Source organism: Vibrio sp. OPT20 (assembly GCF_963889365.1).
In the GTDB taxonomy this organism is placed as follows: domain Bacteria; phylum Pseudomonadota; class Gammaproteobacteria; order Enterobacterales; family Vibrionaceae; genus Vibrio; species Vibrio splendidus.
Map to the genome: position 1 here is coordinate 51,220 of NZ_CAWPOA010000058.1, position 24,974 is coordinate 76,193.

General features: G+C 44.3%; 21 protein-coding genes. 10 read left to right on the top strand and 11 right to left on the bottom strand.

All coding sequences use genetic code 11. The features are described from left to right. The first annotated feature begins 371 nt into the window (after nucleotides 1-371). The 6 genes from AACR09_RS12410 to AACR09_RS12435 all read left to right on the top strand — a co-directional run bounded on the left by AACR09_RS12410 (nucleotide 372) and on the right by AACR09_RS12435 (nucleotide 9,064). The gene (locus tag AACR09_RS12410; protein WP_017075637.1) at nucleotides 372-1,196 is read left to right on the top strand and encodes an AraC family transcriptional regulator; all 825 of its coding nucleotides are present in this window, start codon (nucleotides 372-374) and stop codon (nucleotides 1,194-1,196) included. Nucleotides 1,197-1,377: 181 nt separating this feature from the next. After that, nucleotides 1,378-4,515, top strand: a complete 3,138-nt coding sequence (gene putA, locus AACR09_RS12415) for a bifunctional proline dehydrogenase/L-glutamate gamma-semialdehyde dehydrogenase PutA (RefSeq protein ID WP_193835071.1) — start codon at nucleotides 1,378-1,380, stop codon at nucleotides 4,513-4,515. 11 nt (nucleotides 4,516-4,526) lie between these two features. Then, nucleotides 4,527-5,231: a 1-pyrroline-5-carboxylate dehydrogenase gene (locus AACR09_RS12420; RefSeq protein WP_017091972.1), complete on the top strand. Its 705-nt coding sequence runs from the start codon at nucleotides 4,527-4,529 to the stop codon at nucleotides 5,229-5,231. A gap of 186 nt (nucleotides 5,232-5,417) precedes the next feature. Further along, entirely contained in the window at nucleotides 5,418-6,908 is a 1,491-nt protein-coding gene (gene putP, locus AACR09_RS12425; RefSeq protein WP_026012326.1) for a sodium/proline symporter PutP, read from the top strand. A gap of 288 nt (nucleotides 6,909-7,196) precedes the next feature. After that, the gene (locus AACR09_RS12430) at nucleotides 7,197-8,087 is read left to right on the top strand and encodes a helix-turn-helix domain-containing protein (protein WP_193835072.1); all 891 of its coding nucleotides are present in this window, start codon (nucleotides 7,197-7,199) and stop codon (nucleotides 8,085-8,087) included. Between the two features lie 122 nt (nucleotides 8,088-8,209). Continuing rightward, complete coding sequence (locus AACR09_RS12435) at nucleotides 8,210-9,064, top strand: nuclear transport factor 2 family protein (RefSeq protein ID WP_193835073.1); 855 nt, start codon at nucleotides 8,210-8,212, stop codon at nucleotides 9,062-9,064. A 616-nt stretch (nucleotides 9,065-9,680) separates the two neighbouring features. On the opposite strand, the gene AACR09_RS12445 is transcribed toward AACR09_RS12435, so the two are convergent. Next, nucleotides 9,681-9,851 (bottom strand): hypothetical protein, encoded by a 171-nt coding sequence (locus tag AACR09_RS12445; protein ID WP_017078425.1) that lies wholly within the window; start codon nucleotides 9,849-9,851, stop codon nucleotides 9,681-9,683. 279 nt (nucleotides 9,852-10,130) lie between these two features. Between AACR09_RS12445 and AACR09_RS12450 the strand changes: the two genes are divergently transcribed. Further along, nucleotides 10,131-10,619, top strand: a complete 489-nt coding sequence (locus AACR09_RS12450; RefSeq protein WP_017089360.1) for an Lrp/AsnC family transcriptional regulator — start codon at nucleotides 10,131-10,133, stop codon at nucleotides 10,617-10,619. Between the two features lie 135 nt (nucleotides 10,620-10,754). Here the strand turns inward: AACR09_RS12450 and AACR09_RS12455 are convergent, their stop codons facing one another. After that, nucleotides 10,755-11,459, bottom strand: coding sequence for a DUF445 domain-containing protein (locus AACR09_RS12455; protein WP_102547641.1), 705 nt, complete (start codon nucleotides 11,457-11,459; stop codon nucleotides 10,755-10,757). 297 nt (nucleotides 11,460-11,756) lie between these two features. Then, nucleotides 11,757-13,607 carry an ABC transporter ATP-binding protein gene (locus AACR09_RS12460; protein ID WP_017078427.1) on the bottom strand — a complete coding sequence of 617 codons (1,851 nt, stop codon included), beginning with the start codon at nucleotides 13,605-13,607 and terminating at the stop codon, nucleotides 11,757-11,759. 646 nt (nucleotides 13,608-14,253) lie between these two features. On the opposite strand from AACR09_RS12460, the gene AACR09_RS12465 reads away from it, so the two are divergent. Further along, complete coding sequence (locus tag AACR09_RS12465; protein ID WP_004732521.1) at nucleotides 14,254-15,228, top strand: arginine deiminase-related protein; 975 nt, start codon at nucleotides 14,254-14,256, stop codon at nucleotides 15,226-15,228. A 129-nt stretch (nucleotides 15,229-15,357) separates the two neighbouring features. On the opposite strand, the gene AACR09_RS12470 is transcribed toward AACR09_RS12465, so the two are convergent. From AACR09_RS12470 to AACR09_RS12500, 7 genes are all read right to left on the bottom strand, one after another. Beyond that, entirely contained in the window at nucleotides 15,358-15,990 is a 633-nt protein-coding gene (locus AACR09_RS12470; RefSeq protein WP_004732520.1) for an esterase/lipase family protein, read from the bottom strand. A 188-nt stretch (nucleotides 15,991-16,178) separates the two neighbouring features. Then, the gene (locus AACR09_RS12475) at nucleotides 16,179-17,018 is read right to left on the bottom strand and encodes a helix-turn-helix domain-containing protein (RefSeq protein WP_108150581.1); all 840 of its coding nucleotides are present in this window, start codon (nucleotides 17,016-17,018) and stop codon (nucleotides 16,179-16,181) included. A gap of 121 nt (nucleotides 17,019-17,139) precedes the next feature. After that, nucleotides 17,140-17,985, bottom strand: coding sequence for a GNAT family N-acetyltransferase (locus tag AACR09_RS12480; protein ID WP_193835074.1), 846 nt, complete (start codon nucleotides 17,983-17,985; stop codon nucleotides 17,140-17,142). A 265-nt stretch (nucleotides 17,986-18,250) separates the two neighbouring features. Continuing rightward, the gene (locus AACR09_RS12485; RefSeq protein WP_004732514.1) at nucleotides 18,251-18,826 is read right to left on the bottom strand and encodes a mechanosensitive ion channel family protein; all 576 of its coding nucleotides are present in this window, start codon (nucleotides 18,824-18,826) and stop codon (nucleotides 18,251-18,253) included. Continuing rightward, complete coding sequence (locus AACR09_RS12490; RefSeq protein ID WP_108209038.1) at nucleotides 18,826-19,761, bottom strand: CorA family divalent cation transporter; 936 nt, start codon at nucleotides 19,759-19,761, stop codon at nucleotides 18,826-18,828. The genes AACR09_RS12485 and AACR09_RS12490 overlap by 1 nt, the downstream gene beginning before the upstream one ends. 327 nt (nucleotides 19,762-20,088) lie before the next feature. Further along, nucleotides 20,089-21,711, bottom strand: a complete 1,623-nt coding sequence (locus tag AACR09_RS12495) for a phosphoethanolamine transferase (protein ID WP_193835075.1) — start codon at nucleotides 21,709-21,711, stop codon at nucleotides 20,089-20,091. 232 nt (nucleotides 21,712-21,943) lie between these two features. Continuing rightward, a complete protein-coding gene (locus tag AACR09_RS12500) occupies nucleotides 21,944-22,528 on the bottom strand; it encodes a porin family protein (protein ID WP_193835076.1) in 585 nt (194 codons plus the stop codon). Nucleotides 22,529-22,742: 214 nt separating this feature from the next. On the opposite strand from AACR09_RS12500, the gene AACR09_RS12505 reads away from it, so the two are divergent. After that, the gene (locus tag AACR09_RS12505; RefSeq protein ID WP_193835077.1) at nucleotides 22,743-23,282 is read left to right on the top strand and encodes a hydrolase; all 540 of its coding nucleotides are present in this window, start codon (nucleotides 22,743-22,745) and stop codon (nucleotides 23,280-23,282) included. A gap of 53 nt (nucleotides 23,283-23,335) precedes the next feature. After that, complete coding sequence (locus tag AACR09_RS12510) at nucleotides 23,336-23,878, top strand: AAA family ATPase (RefSeq protein ID WP_108117218.1); 543 nt, start codon at nucleotides 23,336-23,338, stop codon at nucleotides 23,876-23,878. Between the two features lie 110 nt (nucleotides 23,879-23,988). On the opposite strand, the gene AACR09_RS12515 is transcribed toward AACR09_RS12510, so the two are convergent. Beyond that, entirely contained in the window at nucleotides 23,989-24,852 is an 864-nt protein-coding gene (locus AACR09_RS12515) for a MurR/RpiR family transcriptional regulator (RefSeq protein ID WP_065206557.1), read from the bottom strand. Nucleotides 24,853-24,974: the final 122 nt, after the last annotated feature.

Below are 24,974 nucleotides of genomic sequence, written 5' to 3' on the forward strand. Positions count from 1 at the left end.
TATTGCTATCCAATCTACTCAAAAGCCAAGTTTCGGTACTTCGGATACACTTTTTGCAGGTTTATCGCCAATTATTTGAGCTATATAAGAAAATTTATTCATTATGTTGCGGCGACAAAGTATTTATTGGTGGCACGGTTTGCTTGTCGGTGTGATTGCTTGTGAAGCCCCTAAACTCACCGGAACGATTGGTTTTACAATGCCCGTAGTTTGTGCACTCTTGATCATCTTTCCGGAGGCATGATCAAGACGATCTCGATAATGATCTTTTGTTTAAGGCGAGGAAATGACTCTCATGATCATTTACAAATTCATCTTATGCAGATTTCAGAGTATTATTCTTACTATGTCGACCTGAGTATTTTGATGTTATGCCTAAACCGTTACCCTTTCCGAACTTTGACTTGTCCCCGCTAAGCCTTACTGGCCCTCGCCCTGCGGAGATCATTACTTTGCCTTCGCATATGGATTGTCACGATCACCATTATTCGCAGGTAGTCATTGGTTTAAAAGGTCAGGCGGAATTTGAAGTGAGCGGTAAAGGTAATCTTGTCGGTCCAGGGCAAGGCTGTGTAGTCACGGCTCGCTCTGATCATGCTTTCGGTGGAGTGGTTGGTCAGTCGGATATTCTCGTACTCAACATGCCTATGCCAACCGATGATGACCCTCTGATGCTAGAGAAGATTAACCAGTTAGAATCATCGAACGTCTACTTCCAATTAGATGCGCAAATTCAAAAGCTTATCCATATGTTGGTGCAAGAGATGCAGGCCAGTCCTGATGACCTGTTGTTGAGTCGAGCTTGTAATGACACGGTGATTGCGTTGATGCAAAGACACATCTCGGCATTTGAAACCTCGATTAAAGATTCGCGTTTCGATCTTGAGTCGTTGGATCGCTACATCGAACAACACTTGGCTAATAAGATCTCAGTCGCGCAGCTTGCAGGCAGTGTGTTCTTGGGCGAAAGCCAATTTCACATGCTATTTAAAGATCAAATGGGCATTACCCCTCACCAATATGTTTTAGGAAAGCGTATCGACCGCTCTCGACGCCTTATTGAACAAGGTAATCTAAGCCTTGGTCAGGTCGCAGAACTTGCTGGTTTTTCCGGTCAATCCTCCTTTACTCACACCTTTTCTCGCCTTCAAGGCATGTCACCATCTCAATACAAAAAGCAAATTTCTGTTAAATAAAAAAACAAAACGGCATTTTATATTAAAGTTTCATATGTGACCTTGTGTTTGTTTTGTTAATAAAGCGAGTTTTTAGCAAAAAACTCGGAGTTTTTGACAAGTAATCCTTATATACTCTAAATACACTGCAGCCATTGTAGAGATCCCGAACTCTTTTCGGGTGTGAGATTAAGGAAAACGCATGTTTACAGCTACTGATGTGTTAAAGCCAGAATTCAACGAGCAGTCGCTTGATGATCTTTGGACGCTTATCTCACCATTATATATGGTGGATGAAACCCAATGGCTAGAGCAACTTCTGCCGCTAGCTACCCCTTCTGAGTCTGAAAAGCAGCAAATCACAGACAAAACGACATCATTGATCGAAGCTATCCGTGCGGATAAGACTTCTATCCAGATGATCGATGCACTGTTGCTTGAATACAGTCTAGATACTCAAGAAGGCATCTTGCTAATGTGTCTGGCGGAAGCCTTGATGCGTATTCCTGATTCGGCAACCGCTGATGCACTGATTCGCGACAAACTCAGCGTTGCGGATTGGAAATCTCACCTAAAGAATTCTGACTCAGTGTTTGTTAACGCATCCACTTGGGGCCTAATGCTAACAGGCAAGGTTGTTGGACTTTCATCTAACGAGCAGAGTGCGGGTCAAGCCGTTAACCGCTTAGTGAACAAGCTTTCTGAGCCGGTGATTCGTAAAGCGATGCACCAAGCGATGAAGGTGATGGGTCACCAATTCGTTCTTGGCCGTAGCATTGCTGAAGCGCAAAAGAACGGTAAGTCTATGCGTGACAAAGGTTTTACCTACTCATACGACATGTTAGGTGAAGCAGCACTGACCACGGCAGACGCAAACAAATACTTCAAAGATTACCTAATGGCGATTGAAGCCGTAGGTCGAGACACGTATGTCTCTTCAAAATCGAGCCCTGCGCCATCGGTATCTATCAAGCTTTCTGCGCTTCACCCACGTTATGAAGTGGCGAACGAAGACCGCGTACTGACTGAACTTTGCGACACGCTAGAGCAGTTATTGCGCCGAGCAGTAGAGCTCGATGTTGCAATTACGATTGATGCGGAAGAAGCGGATCGCTTAGAGCTTTCTCTTAAATTATTCGAAAAACTGTACCGCACTGACCTTGTAAAAGGTTGGGGTAAATTTGGTTTGGTTATTCAAGCATACTCAAAGCGTGCACTTCCGGTTCTAGTATGGCTAAACCGCCTAGCGAAAGAGCAGGGTGATTTAATCCCGCTTCGCTTAGTTAAAGGTGCTTACTGGGACAGCGAAATCAAATGGTCACAGCAGGCTGGTTTCACTGATTACCCAGTTTACACTCGTAAAGAAGCGACAGACGTAGCTTATCTTGCTTGTGCGCGTTACCTATTGAGCCCAAGTGTTCGCGGCAATATCTTCCCGCAGTTTGCGAGCCACAATGCTCATACGGTTTCAGCTATTGCCGTAATGACCGAGCATAAAGACTTTGAATTCCAACGCTTACACGGCATGGGTGATTCTCTGTACAACCATGCGATGGAAGCTTACCAACAGTCGGTACGTATCTACGCACCGGTTGGCAGCCATAAAGATTTACTGCCATACCTAGTACGTCGCTTGCTAGAGAACGGCGCAAACAGCTCGTTTGTACACCGTTTAGTTGATGCTCGTTGCCCTGTGGCAGAGCTGACCCAACACCCTGTCGATATGCTTCTTGCATTCGATACGCTGCACAACACTAAGATTCCTCTGCCTCCAGCGGTATTCCCTGAGCGTAAAAACTCTTACGGTGTGAACATCGATATTGAAAGTGAAGCGCATCAGTTTGAAGAGCAAGTAAAAGGCTTCTTAAACAACCAATGGACAGCGGGCCCTGTGATCAACGGTGAATCTCTTACCGAAAGCATGATCAAGGCTGATCAGAATGTTGAGCAAGTGACTGCACCTTATGATCGTCGTATTAATGTAGGTCAGGTGGCTTTCGCTAACCTTGATCATGTTTCCGTAGCGATCACTGGCGCAGATGCAGCATTTGCTGATTGGAACGCAACTTCAGTTGAAACCAAAGCGGCAGCGCTTGATAAGCTGGCTGACCTGATGGAAGACAACCTTGCTGAGCTGGTGGCAATTTGTCATCAAGAAGCAGGTAAGACGATTCACGACAGCGTTGATGAAGTGCGTGAAGCGGTCGACTTCTGTCGTTACTACGCAAAACAAGCGGATAACCTACAAGGTTTCGAACTAAAAGGTTTTGATGACCAAACACGAATCGCTTCACGACAAGGTCGTGGTGTGTTCGTTTGTATTAGCCCTTGGAACTTCCCTCTAGCCATCTTCCTTGGCCAAATTACAGCAGCTTTGGTTGCGGGTAACACGGTTGTGGCTAAGCCTGCCGAGCAAACAAGCTTGATTGCAGCTCGCGCGGTTGAACTGATGAATGAAGCGGGTTTCCCTGCTGGCACCATTCAATTACTACCGGGTCGCGGTGCTGAGATCGGCAGTGCACTAACAAGCCATGATGCGATTGCGGGCGTTGCCTTTACGGGTTCTACGCCAACGGCACAGCGTATCAATGTGTCATTAGCTACTCGTAACGCTAAGCCAGTTCCGTTTATTGCGGAAACAGGTGGCCAAAACGCGATGATCGTCGACAGTACCGCACTGCCTGAACAGGTTGTTCGTGATGTTATTCGTTCTGCATTCGCTTCAGCAGGTCAACGTTGTTCTGCGCTGCGTGTGCTTTACATTCAAGAAGACATCGCAGACCGCGTGGTTGCATTGATTCACGGTGCAATGGACGAATTGAGTGTGGGTATCCCACATCTTCATAAAACGGATGTTGGCCCTGTTATCGACCAAAATGCGAAACAGAAGTTGTTGGCGCACTTAGAAAACATGACCAATACCCAGAAGAAGGTGGCTCAACTTTCTCTAGGTACGGATTGTGAACATGGTGATTTTGTTCCACCAAGTGCTTTTGAAATTGATGACATCAGCTGCTTGAAAGAAGAACAGTTTGGCCCTGTGCTACACATCGTTCGCTTCAAAGCGAGTGAGTTGACGCAAGTTGTAGACCAAATTAACCAAACGGGCTTTGGCCTAACCATGGGTATCCACAGTCGTAACGAGACAACTTATCGTTGGATCGAAAAACACGTTCGTGTGGGTAACTGCTACATCAACCGTGACCAAGTGGGCGCCGTTGTTGGGGTTCAGCCATTTGGTGGTCAAGGCTTGTCAGGTACTGGCCCTAAAGCGGGTGGTCCTCACTACCTATACCGTTTTACAGATGTTCATTTCTCTCAATCACAAGACAAGGCATAAGGAGCAGTATCATGGTTCATCAAGTGACAGGTTTTTCTGATGCTTTGCTAGCGTGGGAACAATGGAATCTTACCGACTTTGATTACAAGAGTGCTCAGGTACTTGCGCTGAAATCAGAGATCGAAAGTCAATCTGTGCCTTTGGCTGCAGTGGCAACTTATCATCTAGAGCAAGCGTCTGCGCTGCTTTCTGAACATCACCTAATGGCAGGTCCTACGGGCGAAACCAATGAGTTGTATGCCGCAGGCCGCGGTGTGGCTTTGGTGATTGTTGATGATTGCGAAGAGAAGGTGCCCGCACTGCAAACTGCAACAGCGATGATTACTGCTGCACTATTGGCAGGTAACAGCGTTCAATTGTGCAGTGATGACGTGCAGTTCAATACCTTAATTGCAGATGCCGCGAAACAAGCGAATCTACCAACCAACCTGGTGCAGGTTGCCTCGTACGACGCTGCTCAACAGCTATTGTCTTGCGATGTGCGAAGCGCGGGTTACGTAGGTAATTCACAAACGGCACAAGCTATCAATTTACAGCTTGCTAAGCGTGACGGTGCAATCGTCGGTTTAGTGGCTGAAACGGATCTGACCGCAATGAATGTTGCTAATGACCCACACCTATCGCTGCGCTTCATTACCGAGCGTACGCGAACTATAAATATAACAGCCGTGGGCGGTAACGCGACCTTGCTCGAACTTGGAAGCGAAGCTCACTAACCTTCAGTAAAATTGGCTCTAAAGACTTTTGGTTTTCTCCATTTTTGGGTTTTCCCATTTTTGGATTTAACCCTGAGTGCTTTGGAGCCTCAATACCTAACTCAATGCACTTGCTTGCCTTTACGGTGAGTACCTTGCATTGAATTAGGCATGGAAGGCTTTCTACAAAATGAGGACTATCAAATGATAGAAAACAGTTTTGCAATAACGACGACGTTCATTGCGTATCTAATTATGATGCTAGCGATCGGTGTTATTGCTTACAAACGTACATCTAACTCAACTGACTACTTCCTAGGTGGTCGTTCGTTAGGCCCATGGCCTGCTGCACTTTCTGCTGGTGCATCAGACATGAGTGGTTGGTTGCTACTTGGCCTGCCTGGTTACGCTTACGCTGCTGGCTTTGAAGCATTTTGGCTTGCTGGTGGCCTACTTGTTGGTACTTGGGCAAACTGGTTAATCAGTGCAAAACGTCTACGTACTTACAGCATTACGACTGAATCACTGACGCTGCCTGAGTTCCTATCTCGTCGCTTCAACGATAATTCTAAGCTGATCCAAACAATTTCTGCTTTCTTTATCCTTTTATTCTTCCTTTTCTACACAAGTTCAGGCTTGGTAGCAGGTGGTAAATTGTTTGAAACGGTATTCGGCCTAGATTACACAACTGCGGTAATCATCGGCACGGTATGTGTGGTTTCATACACCCTGTTTGGTGGCTTCCTAGCGGTATCTTGGACTGACTTAGTTCAAGGCCTGCTAATGTCGGCTGCGCTATTGATTGTACCAATCGCGGCAATGAACGGTGGCCTTGGTCAGCTATCTAGCGACCTGCACAACATCAACCCAGAGCTTCTAACGCTATGGAATGATGCGAAAGGTGAGCCACTGTCTGCTATTGCGATCATCTCGCTAGCGGCATGGGGCTTGGGTTACTTCGGTCAACCACACATCTTGGCTCGTTTTAAAGCAACTCGTTCAAACAAAGATCTTGTGACAGCACGCCGCATTGCGGTTATCTGGACTGCATTGTCTATGGTTGGTGCAATGCTAGTGGGTCTTGTTGGTCTAATCTACGTGACTAACTCTGGCGCGCCTAAGCTAGACGATGGCGAGAAGATTTTCATGCTTCTTGTTAACGCAATGTTCCACCCAGTAATCGCCGGTATCCTACTTGCTGCAATCCTAGCGGCAATCATGAGTACTGCTGATTCACAGCTTCTTGTTTCTTCATCTGCAATGGCAGAAGACTTGTACAAGCAAATTCTGAAGAAAGACGCAACGTCAGAAGAGATTGTTCGTGTTGGCCGTTTCGCGGTTATCCTAATTTCTCTGATTGCTCTTGTGCTAGCGATGACGCCAGACAGTTCAGTACTTGGCCTTGTATCTTACGCATGGGCTGGTTTCGGTGCTGCGTTTGGTCCAGCTATCGTATTGAGCCTTTACTGGCCTCGTATGAACCGTAACGGCGCTCTAGCGGGTATCGTGGTTGGTGGTGTTACGATTGTTCTTTGGAAGCAGTTCACGGGCGGTTGGTTCGATGTGTACGAAATCGTACCGGGAATCATCCTATCGACGCTTTCTATCGTTATCGTGAGCCTAATTACTGGCGAGCCTGAAGACGAAGTTAAGAAGCAACACGCTGAGTTCGAGAAGAACCTAGTTGAGCTAGACTAATTTACATTGTAAAACAGATGTGAATTAGCATAAGAACATTAGCTAAAAAGCGATTGTAAAAAGAAATTGAAAAATAAAAGCAATAGAGTCACTTCGGTGGCTCTATTTTTTTGACTATACCTAAATGCTTTGACCTTTTGTTGCGTCTGACAAGTTGAGAGTATTAAGCATGTTTAGCTTGTTGGTGACACTGGCTAAGTCATACTTCTAGGCTCGGAACATTTCAGTTCCCTCTGGGATACATTACTCTTGCTAAGAGCTGTTGAGTAAATGAATAGGAAGGTAGTAGTGCCTCAAGTAATCCCGAATATTGGCTTTAACCATGAAAAAACGGCGCAAGCTGAGCTGGAGTTGGTGCCCTTGTCTCGGCTCTATTTAGAAAGCAATATTAATCACGACCCTCAACTGCCACATCGTGTCAGCTTTTTCCTGATTCTGTTTATCGAGCAAGGCTCGGGCACACACATGGTCGACTTTGAGGACTACCCTTTTAGCCAAGGGAGCGTGTTGTTCATTCAAAGAGAGCAGGTGCACGCCTTTGATTTTAGTAATAAGCCACAAGGCACTGCGGTTTTGTTTACTCAAGCGTTCTTAGACAGCGTTCACGCTAACATGAAGTTGCCGAACTACACGCCTACTCATTTGAACAAGGCACATTCGGTACTGTTGTCACTTGGCGAATCCCACCAAGATCGAACGCAGAGCCTGTTACAGCAAATTACGATGGAACTGAATCAACCCGAATCTGATCCCTTGATCGCGATGTATCTGTTCTCGGCATTGGCGCTGATTCTTCATCGCTTGCGACCAGAAGTGAAGCAGGATGCCTTGAGCTTGCAGCAGAACATTAAGTTTGCCCGCTATTTTGAGCTTCTTCAAAACAACTACCTGCGCGTGCGAGATGCAAACTGGTACGCCAATCAAATTAACACCACCTACAAGACGTTGAACCAAGTGTGCAAAGTCGCAACGGGGTTAACTGCCAAGCAAATCATCGATTCTTTTACCGTTTTAGAAATGAAGCGTCAGCTGGTGGTAACCAATATTACGTCTCAAAAAATGGCGTCAGATTTTGGTTTTGAAGACGCCAGTAATTTCGTTAAGTACTTTAAAAATCATACTCAAATGACGCCTAGCGAGTTTCAAAAGAAGTATTCCAAGCCTTCCCTCTCTGAATAGTGAATGGGTCGACACGAATCATCTAAGGTTCGATATCTACCATTTTTCTGCCTAAATCCACTCTGCCGTGAGCCTCTCTCGTTGATTAATATAGTTTCCAAGCCAACGAGAGGACTTTAAAAATGAAAACAATAACTAAATCTACATTACTAGCGGCAAGCGTATTTAGCGCTTCTACTTTCGCAACCACTGCGACTGCACAAGAGCTGTCAATTCAAGAAAAAGCGGTAGCGGTTATTTCGAGCATTGAAACGGGCGACGCAAAAGCGGTGAGCTACATTAGCCCTGAAAAGTACATTCAACATAACCTAGCAGTTGGCGATGGCTTAGCGGGCTTTGGTGAAGTGCTACAAATGCTGCCTGAAGGATCTGCGAAAGCGCAAGTGACGCGCTCATTTCAAGATGGCGACTATGTTGTCGCTCATACCGAATATAACTTCTTTGGCCCGAAAGCCGGCTTTGATGTGTTCCGCTTTGAAGATGGGCAGATAGTTGAGCATTGGGACAACCTGCAAGAAATTGCCAAGCCAAACGCAAGTGGACGAACTCAATTAGATGGCGCGACTAAAGTCGTAGATCTCGATCAAACGGAAAAAAATAAGCAGTTGGTCAGTGGTTTCGTTAAAGACATCCTGATCGGCGGTGATATGGCGAAGATTAATAACTATATCGATAATGAAGACAGTGCTTACTTACAGCACAACCCAGGAGTAGCCGATGGTCTAAGTGGTTTGGGTGAAGCTTTGGGTGCGCTAGCAGAAGCGGGTATGCCAATGGTTTATACCGCCAACCATAAGATTTTAGGCCAAGGTAACTTTGTGTTGTCGATCAGTGAAGGCCAGTTCATGAATAATCACGTTGCTTTTTATGATCTATTCCGTGTTGATAACGGAAAAATCGTAGAGCACTGGGATACCATTGAAACCATTCCTGCTCGTTCAGAGTGGAAAAATGACAATGGTAAATTTGGCTTTTAAATTGTGAGCTAAATTTAACCAAACATGGTTTGCTTAAGCGGTACTTTCGCAGAGGAAGTGCCGTTTTTTTATCGATCAATTTGATGACTAAGACGGGGGAAGTACTGTCGCTATAGGGTTTTACAATGTAAATCGAAACCGCATGAACGAGGGAGGATAAATGGAAGAAGAAGGATCTTGATGGCGTTTGATGTCAAAAAACGAAAGAGAAAAATGGCTATTTTTTGAACTTGGCGCTCACTTTTGTGATTAGCTCGGTGAATAGTGCAACCAAATTCGACATGATGTGTCAATTGTCAGTAACCACTAAAGACCTATAGGACAAAGGTATGCCTGATCTCTATTGCAAAGGATGTAAAAAAACAACACTACATAAGTCTATAATGAAACGTTGTGAATCTGAGCCCGAGACAACCTCTGGCCGTATGATGCAATGGACGTCAAAGCTATTTAGTGGAAACCTGTATTACGATATGGAAACTCAGCACTTCTGTCGAACGTGTAATTGTCGTTGTGAAACAGGAAGTACAGTTCCCCAAGTTGGAATGGCTTAACTTATAGTAAGTGCTTACCAACCTAGATAAAAAAAACCTCCTTTATGGAGGTTTTTTCCTTTCTATGCGGCTTTGAGTGCAAGTTTTGTGTCAATGGCGTTGCCATCAATCTTCACTTCCCATCCATAGTTCGAGTATTCACTTGCGAGTGCTTCAGCAACATCTTTTGATACCGTTACGTGTGTCCATGAGCCAATACCGTATGGTTTGTAGGCGAGTTCTTGTGTCTTCATAATAGAGTTATCCTTTCTCTTTGATAATCCCATTATTCACTTTGGCCTATATGCTTTCTTTCGTTTCTGGCTCAACTTATTTGTTATCTGGGTCATTTCTATAATAATTTGTTAATAGTCAAAGATTGATTTATAAGGGGTCTTATCGTTCCATATTGATTTATATTTGATGTGAATACTAAAGGCATATTTAGTTTTTTAAATGTGTGAGCGAGGTTTTCTTCGATTGTTCGTGGTATGGAATATACTGAACGGAATTTAGAATGTTTAAGGAATGTTATGTCTCAGCATCAACTCGATCGTATCGATAAAGAGATACTAAGAATTCTGCATATGAAAGGGCGTTTGCCTGTTGTTGAGTTGGCAAAGCAGGTCAACCTAACGACGTCCCCTTGTTCTGATAGATTGAAGCGATTGGAGAAAGAAGGCTACATAACAGGCTATCATGCCGAGCTCTGTTCAGAAAAGCTGGGACTCGATGTCCAGGTCTTTATCCATATTCGTCTCGACCAGACCAGCTTTTCGATTTTCGATAAATTCGCCCAAGCGGTTGAAATGATGCCTGAGGTGGAAGAGTGTTATTCGCTGTCGGGTGATTTTGACACCATGATCAAGGTTCGAGTGAAAGACATGAAAGCATACCAAGCGTTTATGTCAACCAAGCTGGGTACACTGCCGGGCGTGATTCAGACTCGCAGCGAAGTGGTGATTGAAGAGCACAAGAAAGGCTTTGGTGTTAACCCTGAGTTGTTGGCCACCCTAAAATAGTGGCCTGCTTTCGCCTTACCAAGGTGATTTAGATATAAAAAATGGAAGCTCGTGAGCTTCCATTTTTTATTGAGTGCCCGAGAAAAGGTCAATCAGATTAAGTTAGAGCAGTTAGAGTGAGAACAGATAAACCGCTTACAGCGTAATTGCCGCAGAGATTAAGCCAATCACACCGCCAAACACACCGCCCCAAACCACTAGCCAACCAAGGTGCTTCTTGATCATGGCTTGAACCATCTCTTTAACCAGTTTAGGTGTTAGTTCATTCAAGCGCTGATCGATGATCGCTTCAATATTCTCTTTGATTTCATCCATCATTGCAGGCGATTCAAGTTCATCCTTGATGGCATTTTTTACAGAATCACTCTTGCTGATTTCAATCACAGACTCTTGCATCTTTTCCACGAATGGCGCTTTCATTGGCTGTAGTGCTTCAGTTCCGCCAACCATCGCTAACATGCCACCAAATTGTGAGTTCTCGATAACATGCACCAGTGAATCGAATGCAGGGTTAAAGTCGATCTTCTTAATCACGGGTTCTAGGTTGAGCGACTTACCGCTCATCTCGCTGCTTAGGAAGCGGTCGATATTACCTTCGGTAAAGAATTGTTCCATCATCAATTGCTTGATGGCTGCCTTGAACTCTTCAAAACGAGCCGGAATAACGCCAGAACCGTATAGGCCGGGTACTTTTTCGAACAACATGTGAATCGCAAGCCAGTTGGTGATGGCACCAGAAAAGGCGAATAGGCCTGCATAAAGCAAGTATTGGTTTGCTGTCGCATAGCCGCCAGTAAGCATTGCTAACGCGATTACGTTAGTTAAGACACTTTTGTTCATGGTTGATCTCTAGAAAGAATACTGCGCGCATTTTAAGAAAAAAACGCCAAGAAAAAAACAAAAGGATCGATGAAGTTTATGGGGCAGACGAAAATAGATGAGAAAGGGGCGAAGAATAACAGGCATAAAAAAGGCTAGCCTCCCCCCGAAGTCTAGCCTTATTCCAGAACGCGCAAGCGAGGCGTCTTTGGTGTTAATGTCATTATATAATTACGACATAACATTCTGCCACGTGTAATTTACCATTAATTAACAAATTGGTGTGAATTACGCCGCACTTTTAAAGTAGCACATAAATTAAGCACTCGACGCTTGGTCAAGATTATCGGCAATGAAGCCTCCGGTCTGGTGATTCCACAATTGAGCATAGATGCCATTTTGTGTAATCAGCTCTTGGTGAGTGCCTTCTTCAACGATATTGCCTTGGTCGAGTACGATTAAGCGATCCATTGCTGCAATCGTCGATAAACGGTGTGCAATTGCAATTACAGTCTTGCCTTCCATGAGCTCAATCAAGCTCTCTTGAATTGCGGCTTCTACTTCTGAATCAAGTGCTGATGTTGCTTCATCCAGAACCAACAGCGGTGCATTCTTCAGAAGTACGCGTGAGATAGCAACACGTTGACGCTGACCACCCGAAAGCTTAACGCCTCTCTCACCAACTTGAGCATCGTAACCAATGTTACCAAACGGGTCGGTGAGCGTTTCAATGAACTCGTGCGCGTGCGCTTGTTGGGTTGCGGCATACACTTCTTCATCTGTCGCGTCAGGTCGACCGTAAAGGATGTTCTCTTTGATTGAACGATGAAGCAGTGAGGTGTCTTGAGTCACCATGCCGATGTTGCTGCGCAGTGAGTCTTGCGTGACATCTGAGATCACTTGGTCATCAATCAGGATGCGGCCGCTTTCTACATCGTGGAAACGCAGTAGCAAGTTAACTAAGGTTGATTTACCTGCACCTGAACGGCCAACCAAGCCGACTTTTTCACCCGGTTTGATGTTGAGGTTTAGGTTGTTAATTACACCCTTATTCTCGCCGTAGTTAAAGCTCACGTTATCGAAGTTGATGCCACCTTGTGGTACATCCAAAGGCTTAGCGTCTTTTTTGTCTTCAATAGCGATGGGTTTAGACAGCGTTTTGATGCCATCAATCACAGTGCCTAGGTTTTCAAACAAGCCACCAATTTCCCACATGATCCATTTCGACATACCGTTAATACGCAAAGCCAAGCTGACCGCTATTGCAATTGCACCCACGGTGATCGCGTTGTCTAGCCATAAGTAGATAGAGATGCCGGCAATACTGAACACCAACAAGTAGTTAGCGAACTCAACGCAGATGTTGAAGCCGGTCACTAAGCGCATTTGGCGATGGACGGTATCTAAGAAGCCTTCCATGCCTTCTTCGGCGTATTCTGTTTCTCTTTTGCTGTGTGAGAACAGTTTGACCGTTGCGATGTTGGTGTAGCTATCCACAATACGACCCGTCATCAACGAGCGAGCATCGGCTTGCTCAGAAGACACATCTTTGAGTTTCGGTACGAAGTGCAGCTGAATGCTGACGTAAATGAACAACCAAACCAGCATCGGAGCCATCAAGCGCCAATCTGATTCTGCGAGTATGAATAACATTGCCGTAAAGTAGACCGTCACATAGACGAATACATCGACCATTTTTGTCACGGTTTCACGTACTGCGAGCGAGGTTTGCATCACCTTGGTAGCGACACGTCCGGCAAAGTCATCTTGATAGAACGACAAGCTTTGCTTCAAAAGGTAGCGGTGCGCTAACCAACGAATCGACATTGGGTAGTTGCCCAGCAAAGTTTGGTGAAGCAATAGCGAGTAGACGCTGATCAAGATTGGCATCACGACCAACAGTAGAACGCCTAGCCCCATCAGTGTTGATTTATTATCAGCAAGGAAGGTTTCGGGATTGCTTGTTGATAGCCAGTCAACCAGTTGTCCCATGTAGCCGAACAGCGCGACTTCGATGATCGCGATGGTCATGCTCATCAACCCGAGCAAGATCAACGGCTTTTCGAAACCTCGAGTGTAATGGCGGCAGAATGCCAGTATTCCAGTAGGAGGTTGTATCGGCTCTCCCTTTGGAAAGGCTTCAGTAAAGCCTTCAAATTTCTTGTACATAGATTTCCCTTTATAAACTAGTGCATCTATAAGCGACTGCATCGTTGGTGCAGCTTTGTTTTTATAGTCTTGATTTGAAATTTTACCGTCTTAGTTTGAAATTATATAAGCGCCCATGGGTTCTTATAAGCATTGAGTCATTCGATGGGTGTTGTTCTAGCTCTTATCTAAGTACTTGGTTTAAGCGCTTAGCTTTAGTTACTTGGCTTTAATCACTTGGTTTTAACGTTAAATGCTTAGTTTTAAAGTTCATTACTTTGTTTAAGCGACGAAGGAAAGATCCAAAGAGTGTCTTTCATGACGCTTATTTTAGATTGAATTAGACAGGAAAAGTTAAGCTTATTTCAAACGTAATTGATGGTTATGCAACGATGATAATCCTAACGTTAAATGGATTGAATTGTAACCAAAACTCGTGGTGAGCGAGAAAATGAAATCGGAATATTTATCCATAAAGCGACTTAACGAATATGCATACAGTTGGTTCTTTCTGATGTGCTGTTATCTCGCAGTAAAAATTACCGATTAATCTAAGATCTGCAGTGATTGTTTGGGATAAATATTCAAATCATTATTATTTTCAGTGAATCTTGTCGTAACAAGTTGTTTACAATTCTGAGGTAAATAAAAGATAGGGACGGTTGAAATGTTAAACCTACACAAAAAATCACTTCATATTACTAATGTTCAAAACGCCAATTGCGTTGTTATGGTTCCGCCCAAAGAGTTTCGATTTAACGAAGAGACAGCACGTGATAACGAGTTTCAGCACAGAGTCAATCTGACCGAAGCTGAGGTGAAGCTAGAAACGATGGCCGAATTTAAGGCTATGGTGGCTTCGTTGCGTAAAGAAGGTGTGCAAGTTGTAGAGTTTGATTACCCAGAATTGGGTGTCGAAACCCCTGACGCAGTGTTCCCAAACAACTGGTTCAGTACTTGTAGTGATGGAAGTTTATTCACTTTCCCTATGGCCTGTGAAAACCGTCAGCATGAAGTTAAGCCTACTGCTCTTATTGAAGTACTGGAAGCGTCTGGTCGCATTGTTAACCACAGTGAGTCTATGGAGTCGTACGTTGCTCAAGGTTCTTATCTAGAGAGCACCGGTGTGATGGTTATCGATCACATCAATAAGACGATTTATGCGGCGCTTTCTCAACGTTGCGACCGTGAAGTATTAGAAGATTATGCGAAGCGTATTGGTTATTCTCGCGTGGTTTCGTTCCAAACGGCGTTACCGTCTGGTCAGCCGATTTACCACACCAATGTGATGATGGCGATTGGTGATAACTTCTGCGTGATCTGTGATGAAGTGATTCCTGAGTTTGAACGCCGCTTTGTGGTGAAATCTCTTGCCAAAGACAAGCAAGTTATCTCGATCTCGATCGATCAGATGAACCGATTCTGCGGCAACATTCTGCAATTGGAAACCGTGAATGGCGATAAGGTAATCGCGATGTCTCAATCGGCTTACGATGCATTTTCTCCAGCTCAGTTAGCTCAGCTTTCGACACACGGAAAGTTACTACCGTTTAACGTGAAAACGATTGAAGACATTGGTGGTGGTTCGGTGCGATGCATGTTGGGTGAGGTATTTTTACCAACGCGAGTGAATCGTCTGTAACAAGTATAGAAAGTATAACAAGCACTCACTTCCAGCATTGAATTTTTGAATACCACTCTCATCGCAGAGTGGTATTTTTATTATCTTTGTATCGGTCTACCAGCAGTAAGAAAATAGCTAACGCAAAAGCTATGAAGCGTCCTTAAAAGCTCTGTGTTCGATGAACTGAGCCGACAGTGCCACGACTTCCTTGGAGTAGACAAGCGCCGTGTGGTTGAGTTTGAGAGCGTAAGTATCCGTTGCCCCTCTCAGGTTTGCGTCTTCGAGTGTTACCGTGCCATCCCCCGGATTTTTTCCTAGTACAATACGTCCAACTCCGGCGTCGTAAGTGCCTGTAATCACGCCAATCGGCACATCAATATCGTAGTCACCCAAGCCATCGCTTAAGATCATTTTGCTCGAACCAAATATAAATCCAAGCCCATGATTCGACAGTGTTTTGGCTATGGTTGCCCCATTGTGCGGTGTGCCTGCTGTAATAATACAGGTGTCTGCAAAGTCGGGTTGGTAGAACTTAAAGTAGTGGCGAATCAGCAAGCCACCGAGTGAGTGACCAAAGAAGTAGACCTCATCGTACTCATCGAAACGGGCATTAATGAAACGATTGAGACGTTTAGCAGCCGAAGGGAAACGCAGCGAGTTGTAGGCAAACTTGTGCGTAGTAAAGCCGCGTTTTTTGAAGTTTCTATCCAGATATTGCATGATCAACGCAGGCATATATAGACCATGAATTAAAACTATATGTTTGTTTTTATTATTCATTTTTGTCCTCCGTCTGATGATATCCCCAGTATATTTAGTCGTAAATCTAAACTCAATAAAACTTGCTACTAATGGGACACAAAAGACAGAGGTGTACGTTATAAACAGGACGTTTGTTATAGATAGAGCGTTCGTTATAGAAAGAATGCGCGTTATAGACAAAGAGTGCTTGATGGACAAAAGGTGGGTTAGTCCGATCTCACTCCACCATAAACATCAATAGTTAAACCGCCTTGTTTAGCGTAAGTATTGGGTGTTAGACCGATGGTTTTCTTTAGGTAACGAATCAGGTGCGGTTGGTCGCTAAACCCAAATTGAAAGGCGACGTCCATCCAGTCGATGTCATCCAAATTTCGCTTATACAAGTATTCCAACATCGCTTCGAGTTTGTTCATCGATTGGCACTGTTTTAATGTCAGCCCAGTTACCTTGTTGAAGCTTCTTTCCAATGTTCTTTGCGAGCAAAACAGCTTGTCGCCAAGCTCTGCAATCGGTGTCGAACCAAGCACAGCCAACACCTTACGTGTCAGTTCGCTGTGCCTATCCGTTTTAGCTGTCGATAACCAAGGAAGCAGCAAATCATCTAACTGCTGACAGCAGGCCTCAACATCGGTTTGAGCGAGCTTGATCAGTGACGTTGCATCAGCGTTTGGCTTGTTTAGCAAACCTGCGAGATTGACTGGACTCACCCTGTCCAAGCTAGGGTGAGGGCAATCTGGGATAACCAGTGAATACAAGGCACCGACATGGAATTTAATGCCCAAGTGAACAAAGGGCTTCGAGTGATCCAATTCGATGGCTTTATGGTGTGGTAACAGCAGATGGCTGCCAACGCCTTGATCGACCTGTTGCTCAATCGTGTAGTGATATACCTGCTCGCTTGGCGATAAGATCAGGTGTGCCGATGGATCGGGATTGAGTATCGGAAATTGATGAGTTTGAGCGTCGGGCGTCTTTTCAATCAGCCAGTAGCAATCAATGAACTGAGCAACTACAGGGGACTTTGGAGACTGTAACCAATTGATCATTAAACCTTCTATTTCAGATGATTGTCACCTCCAACTATATGTGGATATCGTTGGAGGTGACAGTTTTTATCAGTATCAATTGTTAGAACTTAGTCTTGATGTTTGTTAATCCGAATCAAGGCTAATCAGTTTCCTTTAATTCGCTAAAATCAAACTGCAAGATACGATGCTTTGATGATAACCCAGCGCGTGTGATGGCCTTTTGTGCGCCAATATTACTGCTTTCCGTAGAGCACATAGCTTCTAACCCTTGGCTATTAGCGTGTTGCTTTAGAAAGTGAATAACACGCGTCGCTAAGCCTTTACCGCGTTCTTCTTGTGCGACAATCATACCTAGGTCGGCAAACTGTGTTTGATGCTCATCGAACTTACGGCACTCTCCAGTAGCGAGAATGTCGTCACTTTCCCAGTAGCCCCATAGCTCTTGACGGGCAATCAAATTACCGTAGTAACGGGTGAGCCACTCTTTTGGTGCGCCAATCGCTGATGAAGCAAACTCAACGAACTGCTCCAGTTGTTCTTCTGTCGCGAGGCTCATCTCTATCTCTTCAACGCGGTCTGAATCACAATCAGATCTGGCTTGATAGTTTTGGCGGTACATCATCGCATTCACTTTAAATGACTCTGTGTTGTCGACACACAGTGATAAATATTGTGGTTCAGCGGTGCTCACGAATGCGCCTTTCACCTTACCAATCACAGAGCTGTTGTTCTCTACGATTAAGGGGAACAAGTCTTCAATATGAGTACTGGCTGTTGGTGCTAGGTAGAACTGAAGTAAGTAGCCTTCGCCATTAAATACGCAATAACCGACAAGATTACCGTTTTCGTAAAAACCAAAATGGTCAGACATTGGTACAAAACCAAAGTGCCACATGCCATCGAGTGGCGCTGTTGACTCAGCAAAGTAAGCCGTTTTAAGTTCGCTTAAGTCGCTAAGTGTTGAGATTTTTTTGATGTCTAACATCGCTTGAATTCCTGCTGTCTTGATTCGGTAGAGTGCGTGGTCGTCATCTTGTTCTCAGGTACGTCAATTGACGATGAGGTAATTGATTAGCTGAGCCACGTTTCAATAACAGCAATTGTAGGCGACGGCTTGAGGCTGGTATTGAATAAAAACGACAGTTTTGAAAGGTGTGTGGGTGTTAACAGAAGAGCTGATGTTAATTGAAAGAGGGCAAGATATTTTGCCCTCTGCTGAACTTATTTATTGGGACGTTGAATAGGGCGCATTACTTTCCTGAGTCTTCAGCTTTGATGAGTTTTGAATCGACAGTTTCACTCTTTAACTCAGGATCAACTAATACCTTTATCACGCCTTTTTGTAGGATCAGGTTATTAGGGTAGGTGATGATGTTGCCCGAACTGTGTCGAAGAATAACGTGGAACATGGTGATATCGATGATCACACCGCTGATGTCTTCGTCTTTCTCCGCGACTCTTACTCTGTCGCCAATGCGATAAGGGAATACGAAAAATATTAGTACGCTGGCTGTGAGGTTACTTAGAATCGACCATTGCGCGAATAAAGCGACACCCAGCACCGCAAATATGGATGATAAGAACAGCGAAATATCACCAAAACCCAAGTTAAGAACAATCGTAAACACAGCGATGAAGAGTAGAAACAGAACGATATTGAAACACTTAATCACGAACTGCTTTCGCTTCAATTCAACGCGTTTATTTTCCGCTAATGTTTCTATCCAGTTTTTCCCCAAGCGTTTTATCACCCAATACACAGTGATAAGAAGTAAACCTAAACCCACTTGTTTAAGCCACATATTGGATTGCAAAAACTCAACCATTAAATAAACCTCAATTTTTTCAAAATAATGACCTCTGCCGCTATGACCACGAGCAGCCCAACGCAAAATAGTGGGAATGCTATTGGGTTATCTGTTCCGGGTATTCCTGCAATATTGACACCCAGCAAACCGGTGAAAAACCCAGCAGGGAGGAAAATACCCGCAATGATAGAAAATAGGTACGTATTTCTGTTCATTTTTTCAGCTTGTTGCTGACTTAGGCTCGCTAAAAATACATTAATTTGTTCGATGTAAAACTCAACAGACTCATTAATTCTCAGGATGGTATCAAGGCTGTTCTTTATATGACTGTTGTGCTTACTCAATGGTGCAGGCAGGTCACTCATTAAATCCTCAAAAACGTATTTCTGTGGCTTCAAATAACGCCTTAGTCTAAGTAGCCTTGAATGCAGAGCGTTAATGGATCTTATGTCGATATTGGATGTAGATTCTAACTCGTCAATCAAGAGTTCGACGGGTACTAGGAAGGTTGAAATACTGTGGTTGATTCCACGTATCATGCCCAGTAATACATCAGGTAATGATGTCGGGCCTTGGTTTTGTTTGAGATCGGATATCAGATTACTGACCGCTTTTGAAGGAACTTTGCGTGTCGATATTAAAGTGCCTTTGTACCATAAGATGCGTAGGCTAAGCATGTCGTCAGGGTTAGCACCTTCGTTTAGATTAATACCTCGCAGAATCATCAAAAAACAGTCGTGGCCAAACTGTTCGAACCGAGGACGGGTGTCATCGGTGAGTAATGAATCGATGATGGCATTTGGAACCGTATTACTGTGGAGCCATTCTCTCAAACCGTCAGCATCTCTTTGGCAGTGATACCAAGTTGATTGCTCGAATGAGGTTGGGCTGGTGGTGTGTTCATGTGCCACACCCTCAGAAAATTGCCAGCTTGAAATTATGAAAGCGTCCATTCATTTGTCCTTAATGATATGACGTAAACATTGATATTGCGGCGCCATTCAGGTGCCGTATTGAATTGAGCTTAATCGTGGTAAGTTCAATGAGCGATGTGAGTGAGATAAAGTCTAATAAGACTAGTTGGTCTTTGGAGCACGACGGACTCTTCCATTATTGTGTCTATTCAATGTAGCTCATTGTTTCGTCGTTATAAATTAGCACTCTGGCTCCATGTTAGCGACGAAAAAAAGAAAAGACCGAGGTCTTTTCTTTTTAGGGGAAGTTGAGGAGAGCTTGTTCAGGTAACTCGAGTTTTCCGATGGTTTACATAAGTAAAAGCACTACCGACACGCAGCAAAAATGTCTTGGTTTTCTCGGTATTCTTTGGTTTGTACATCCATTAGGCCGAGTAAAGAGTCGAACAGGTTATCTTGGGAGAAGCTCAGTTCTTTGCCTGCCTTTCTTAAGCAGGTTTGGTTTATCCCTTTCTGCTCGGCGAAACCATCAGACATCCACATGATCATAGGCACATGGGTTTGCTCTTTCGGTGCCAATGAATAAGGCATGCCGTGTAAGTAGACGCCATTTTCTCCCAATGATTCTCCGTGATCGGAAATGTACATCAGCGCGACATTGTACTTATCGGTGAGTTTCTCTAGCTTCTGAATAGCCTGTGATAGAAAGAAATCTGTGTACAAGATGGTGTTGTCGTAGGTGTTGACCACTTGCTCTTTGGTGCAGTTTTCGATATCAGAACGTGGGCAGTCTGGCACAAACTTCTTATGTTCGTCTGGGTATCGCTCAAAGTAAGTTGGGCCGTGAGATCCTGAGATATGATAGAAAATGATGCTATCTTGTTTAAGATCTTGAGTATCTTGTTCGAAGTTCTCTAGCATGGCTGTGTCATAGCACACATCTTTATTACACAGCGGGTCGCTGTCTTTGGCGACGAGAGTCATCTCTTTGATTCGATGTGCGACCGCCTTGTCTCCACCATCGTGCTCTCGCCAGATAGAGTGAATGCCCGCGCGGTTCATAATGTCGACCACGTTATCTTGGTTGTAGGCTTTATCACGATCGTAGTTGCTGCGATTCATGTTAGAAAACATACACGGCACAGAAACCGCAGTGGCGGTTCCGCATGACTGAACATCAGAGAAAAAGATCGGACTATAGGGTTTGGTATGAGCATTGGTTTCTTTCTCATAGCCATAATATTGGTAGTTATATACACGTGCTGTTTCACCAAGAACAAACACCAATAAGGTTGGTTTTTCAGCTTGTTTAGCTTCTGGTTTTAGCTGCGCATCTAAGCCGATTTCTTGGTAAGGAATCGGTTCTTTGATGTAAGTATTGTTGATGTATTTTGCGGTTGAAGCGACGTATTCGGTTGGAATGATCATCTTTTTAAGATGAGAGTTATTACGACCAATCGACACATAATCTTTGTAAAACAACCCGGCAATGATGGCAATGACGATCAACGAAGAGAGTAATCCAATCGCCTTCCAAATAGCAAAATCTTTCCAAGATTCTCTTTCAAGATCCGTAAATAAAAGCAGCAGTGACGGAACTCCTCCCATTAGAACAAACCATAAAATAGAATAGCTGCTTAGGTAGCTAGCAGCCTCTCCGCTGTTGGTTTCGAAGACGTTTTCTATCATTCCATAATCTACAAAAATGCCGTAGTTGAACATGCTGTAGCTGACTAAAGAGGAAGTAAGTAGTAACAAGATAAAAAAAGCTTTGGCGAATATCGGCCAGTTGAATACTTGAAAGATAAAGTTGAATGCGGCGAGAAAGAAAAATGGGATCGAGATGATAAACCCAATGCTTTCGGCTTGTGAGGCACTAAGAATATTGAACAGTTCGCGTGAGATAGGCAAGTTAATGACAAGCAGGTAATACACTGCCAAAACGAAAGGGAGTTTGTTTATCGACATGTTTAAGCGTGGTAGATTCATAGGTATTGTCTTCCTGTGTCACTTATCCCTTTATTTTAGTCTCGCTACCAAGAAAGCTCTAATATCAATGCATAAAGCTCAAATAGAAGGCGCTGAGCGATAAACTGGCTAAAGTGAAATGACGCTAAGGTGTGTAGATACAAAAAATTCACTTTACTGAGTGACCTTCATGACAAGGTGGAACAGCAAAGTGAATTAGTATGTTCAGCTTATTCTATGTGGTTCAATCACATTAGAAGTTGTATGAACCACCGAAGCTAATGCTGTTGAAGGCAAGTGTTTTGTCTTCAGTTTTCAATGAACGGTTGTTTCCAATGTAGTAGTTTTCAACACTAACAGCGTCTGCTTGTGAGATTAGACGCAGTGTTAGATGTTCGATTGGTGTGTATTCAACACCAACACCAAAGTGGAAACCCGTACCGCTATCATCATCATAACCAGCGATCTTGTTTGCGTTCAGGTCAACAGAGCTTAAACCAGCCAATACGAATGGGCGGATTGTGTTGTCGAATGTGTAACCAAGATTTGCTGACAAGGAAACAGACGTTGGAGACAGTTTTGCAGCACCCTTTTTGTAGTCTGCATAATCGTTGTAGCCAAGTTCAACACCTACGATGCGGTTGAATTGGTAGCCGCCGTATAGGTTGTAGCCCATGCCATCTGAATCTAAACTACCTTGACCATCTGTATCAGAATCTTGGTAGACACTAAGTCCGCCACCAATGTACGCACCGCCGTCAGTACCTGCTGCTAAAGCTGGAAGAGAAACTGCGCTGATTAAACCCAGTGCTAATGCTGATTTTGTTATCTTGTTCATCTTTGTTACTCACTCTGTCATGTCTTCAAATGTGATTGTCGGTCACTGTCGATTTTTAATCGTTATTGGTTTTTGGTCTCTCGACCGTTGTTGACAATTATCCCTGAGTCTTTTGCTCATTACTGTATGGCTTTGTAAGCTGAATCGTTACATAGTAGAAAAAATACACATCAGGTTGCTTAGTGAGTCAGGCTGTTTAAAACAAGGAATAAACATGCTAACGAAACAAAACACAGGTTTGGTGGTTGTGGACGTACAAGGCAAGCTCGCACGCCTTGTTGATGAGAGCGATACGCTGATTGCTAATTGCGGAAAGTTAGCTCAAGGAGCGCAGGTTTTGGGTCTGCCAATTATTTGTTTGGAACAGAATCCAGAGAAGCTAGGTGCTATAGTCGACGAACTTAATGACCTGCTGAGCAGTGCTAAACCGATACCTAAATTCACTTTCAACGCGTGTGATGAGCCCAAGTTTGTTGAGGCGGTGCAAGCAATGGATGTGGATACGTGGTTGGTGTGTGGTATTGAGGCTCATATTTGTGTATATCAAACCGCAATGGGGTTGTTAGATCTTGGGTACAAGGTTCAGGTAGTTGGTGACTGTGTTAGTTCGCGAACAGCACTTAACAAGGATCTGGCAATCCGTCGACTAACAGATGCTGGTGTCCAAATTACGGGATTAGAAATGAGCTTATACGAATTGGTGAAAGATTGCCGCGCACCAGAGTTTAAGCCGATCCTAGGCTTAATTCGTTAACTTGGGTTTCGTTAAGGCCCGATTCGTTATTTCCCCCCTTTGAAGAGGTTCATTTGAACAATCTAATCGTATTTACCGGTGGTCCGGGTTCAGGAAAAACCTCGGTTATCGATGCGTTGAAAAGTCACGGCTATCGCTGCGCACCAGAGGTTGGGCGTAAAGTGATTCAACACCAAGTCGAGCGAAAAGGGAGTGCTTTGCCATGGTTAGATAAAGCGGCTTTTCGTGACGAAATGGTACGAGAAGAGCTCGCTAATTATCAAGCGTTTGAATCGAGTGAACAGCGCGTTTTCTTTGATAGAAGCATCGTAGATTCATACGGTTACAGCTTGTTGGAAGCTTTGCCGATTTCTGAATCTCTGTTGAATCAATGCAATGAACTTGAGTACAACACTAAGGTATTTATTTTCCCTCCATGGGATTCGATTTTCATCAATGATGAAGAACGTAAGCAAGATTTCGAGGAAGCGATCGCCACTTATGAAAAGATGGTGACAGCCTATAACCAATTCGGTTATCAGTTGGTGGAAGTGCCCAAGTTATCTGTTGAGGAAAGAGTCGAGTTTATCTTAACTTCAATTAACTCAGGTGAGTGATTTCCAGAAAAACCACAACTAAAAAAGCCCCGCAGTATCGACTCGATTGAGTGAATACTGCGGGGCTTTTTATTCAAATCGACTAGTTGATGACTTAGTCGTCTTAAAGATTAATCACCGAGAGGCTGTCTATCGCCACCGCCTCGGTAGGAATCAAGCGCAACCTTCAAGCGACGCAGTTTGTCGCGCGAACGGTTCTTGTGATTGACCGCCATGCCCATCGAAAGCACATCTACTAGTGCCAACATTGCGTAGCGAGACGCCGACGGCTTGTAGATGAAGTCGGTTTCCATATGCTTGATGGGTAACAAGATATCGGCAATCTTTGCCAGCGGTGTGTCTTGTGGGGTAATCGCTATGATCTTAAGTCCATACTGCTTGGCCAGCTCTGCCGTTTCAGTGATCACTGGCGTAAAGCCGGTCGCGGAGATCATCACCATTACATCATTGGCATCCGCTGTCGCGGCAACCATACGTGACATCAAACCATCATTGTAAGAGACCACTGGGTAACCTAAGCGGAACAGTCGGTGTTGCAGCTCTTGAGAGGCGATTGTCGAGCCACCACCCATGCCGATAGCAATGATCTGTCTGGCGTTATGCAGCCAGCTGACTGCGGTTTCAACGTCTTGCTCTTTGAACAGAGTGCGGTTGATGTCTAGGCTCTGCTTGATCGATTCGTAGATACCTTGATAACCCGTTTGGTCAACAGGCTCGAGGATAAAGCGCTGGCCAACGGTTAGTGTCTGAGCCAACTTAATCTTCATATCACGCACGTTGTTACAGCCGATCGCCTTAGCAAAACGTGTGATGGTGGCTTCACTCACTTGCGCACCTTCGGCTAGCTCTGTGATGCTGGCATTAGCAGCAAAATCAATGTCGTCCATGATCAACTTGGCGACTTTCTTTTCTGCATCACGAAGAACAGGGAAACGCTCTGTTATCTGTGAAATGATATCTACTTCTAAACTCAAGAATCCTGATCCTTTGTTGATGGGGCTAATCGTATCACTTAGTTTTTAAGAACCTAGCTCTTAAAGCTGAGCCTTAGCCCCGTTAGTATATCTTATTGCTTCGCTGATTCTAGCTTATTGAA

Coding starts and splice junctions, on each gene's coding strand:
- AACR09_RS12410 (WP_017075637.1), top strand. CDS start 372: ATGCCTAAACCGTTACCCTTTCCGAACTTTGACTTGTCCCCGCTAAGC.
- putA (WP_193835071.1), top strand. CDS start 1,378: ATGTTTACAGCTACTGATGTGTTAAAGCCAGAATTCAACGAGCAGTCG.
- AACR09_RS12420 (WP_017091972.1), top strand. CDS start 4,527: ATGGTTCATCAAGTGACAGGTTTTTCTGATGCTTTGCTAGCGTGGGAA.
- AACR09_RS12435 (WP_193835073.1), top strand. CDS start 8,210: ATGAAAACAATAACTAAATCTACATTACTAGCGGCAAGCGTATTTAGC.
- AACR09_RS12445 (WP_017078425.1), bottom strand. CDS start 9,851: ATGAAGACACAAGAACTCGCCTACAAACCATACGGTATTGGCTCATGG.
- AACR09_RS12450 (WP_017089360.1), top strand. CDS start 10,131: ATGTCTCAGCATCAACTCGATCGTATCGATAAAGAGATACTAAGAATT.
- AACR09_RS12455 (WP_102547641.1), bottom strand. CDS start 11,459: ATGAACAAAAGTGTCTTAACTAACGTAATCGCGTTAGCAATGCTTACT.
- AACR09_RS12460 (WP_017078427.1), bottom strand. CDS start 13,607: ATGTACAAGAAATTTGAAGGCTTTACTGAAGCCTTTCCAAAGGGAGAG.
- AACR09_RS12465 (WP_004732521.1), top strand. CDS start 14,254: ATGTTAAACCTACACAAAAAATCACTTCATATTACTAATGTTCAAAAC.
- AACR09_RS12470 (WP_004732520.1), bottom strand. CDS start 15,990: ATGAATAATAAAAACAAACATATAGTTTTAATTCATGGTCTATATATG.
- AACR09_RS12475 (WP_108150581.1), bottom strand. CDS start 17,018: ATGATCAATTGGTTACAGTCTCCAAAGTCCCCTGTAGTTGCTCAGTTC.
- AACR09_RS12480 (WP_193835074.1), bottom strand. CDS start 17,985: ATGTTAGACATCAAAAAAATCTCAACACTTAGCGACTTAAGCGAACTT.
- AACR09_RS12485 (WP_004732514.1), bottom strand. CDS start 18,826: ATGGTTGAGTTTTTGCAATCCAATATGTGGCTTAAACAAGTGGGTTTA.
- AACR09_RS12490 (WP_108209038.1), bottom strand. CDS start 19,761: ATGGACGCTTTCATAATTTCAAGCTGGCAATTTTCTGAGGGTGTGGCA.
- AACR09_RS12495 (WP_193835075.1), bottom strand. CDS start 21,711: ATGAATCTACCACGCTTAAACATGTCGATAAACAAACTCCCTTTCGTT.
- AACR09_RS12500 (WP_193835076.1), bottom strand. CDS start 22,528: ATGAACAAGATAACAAAATCAGCATTAGCACTGGGTTTAATCAGCGCA.
- AACR09_RS12505 (WP_193835077.1), top strand. CDS start 22,743: ATGCTAACGAAACAAAACACAGGTTTGGTGGTTGTGGACGTACAAGGC.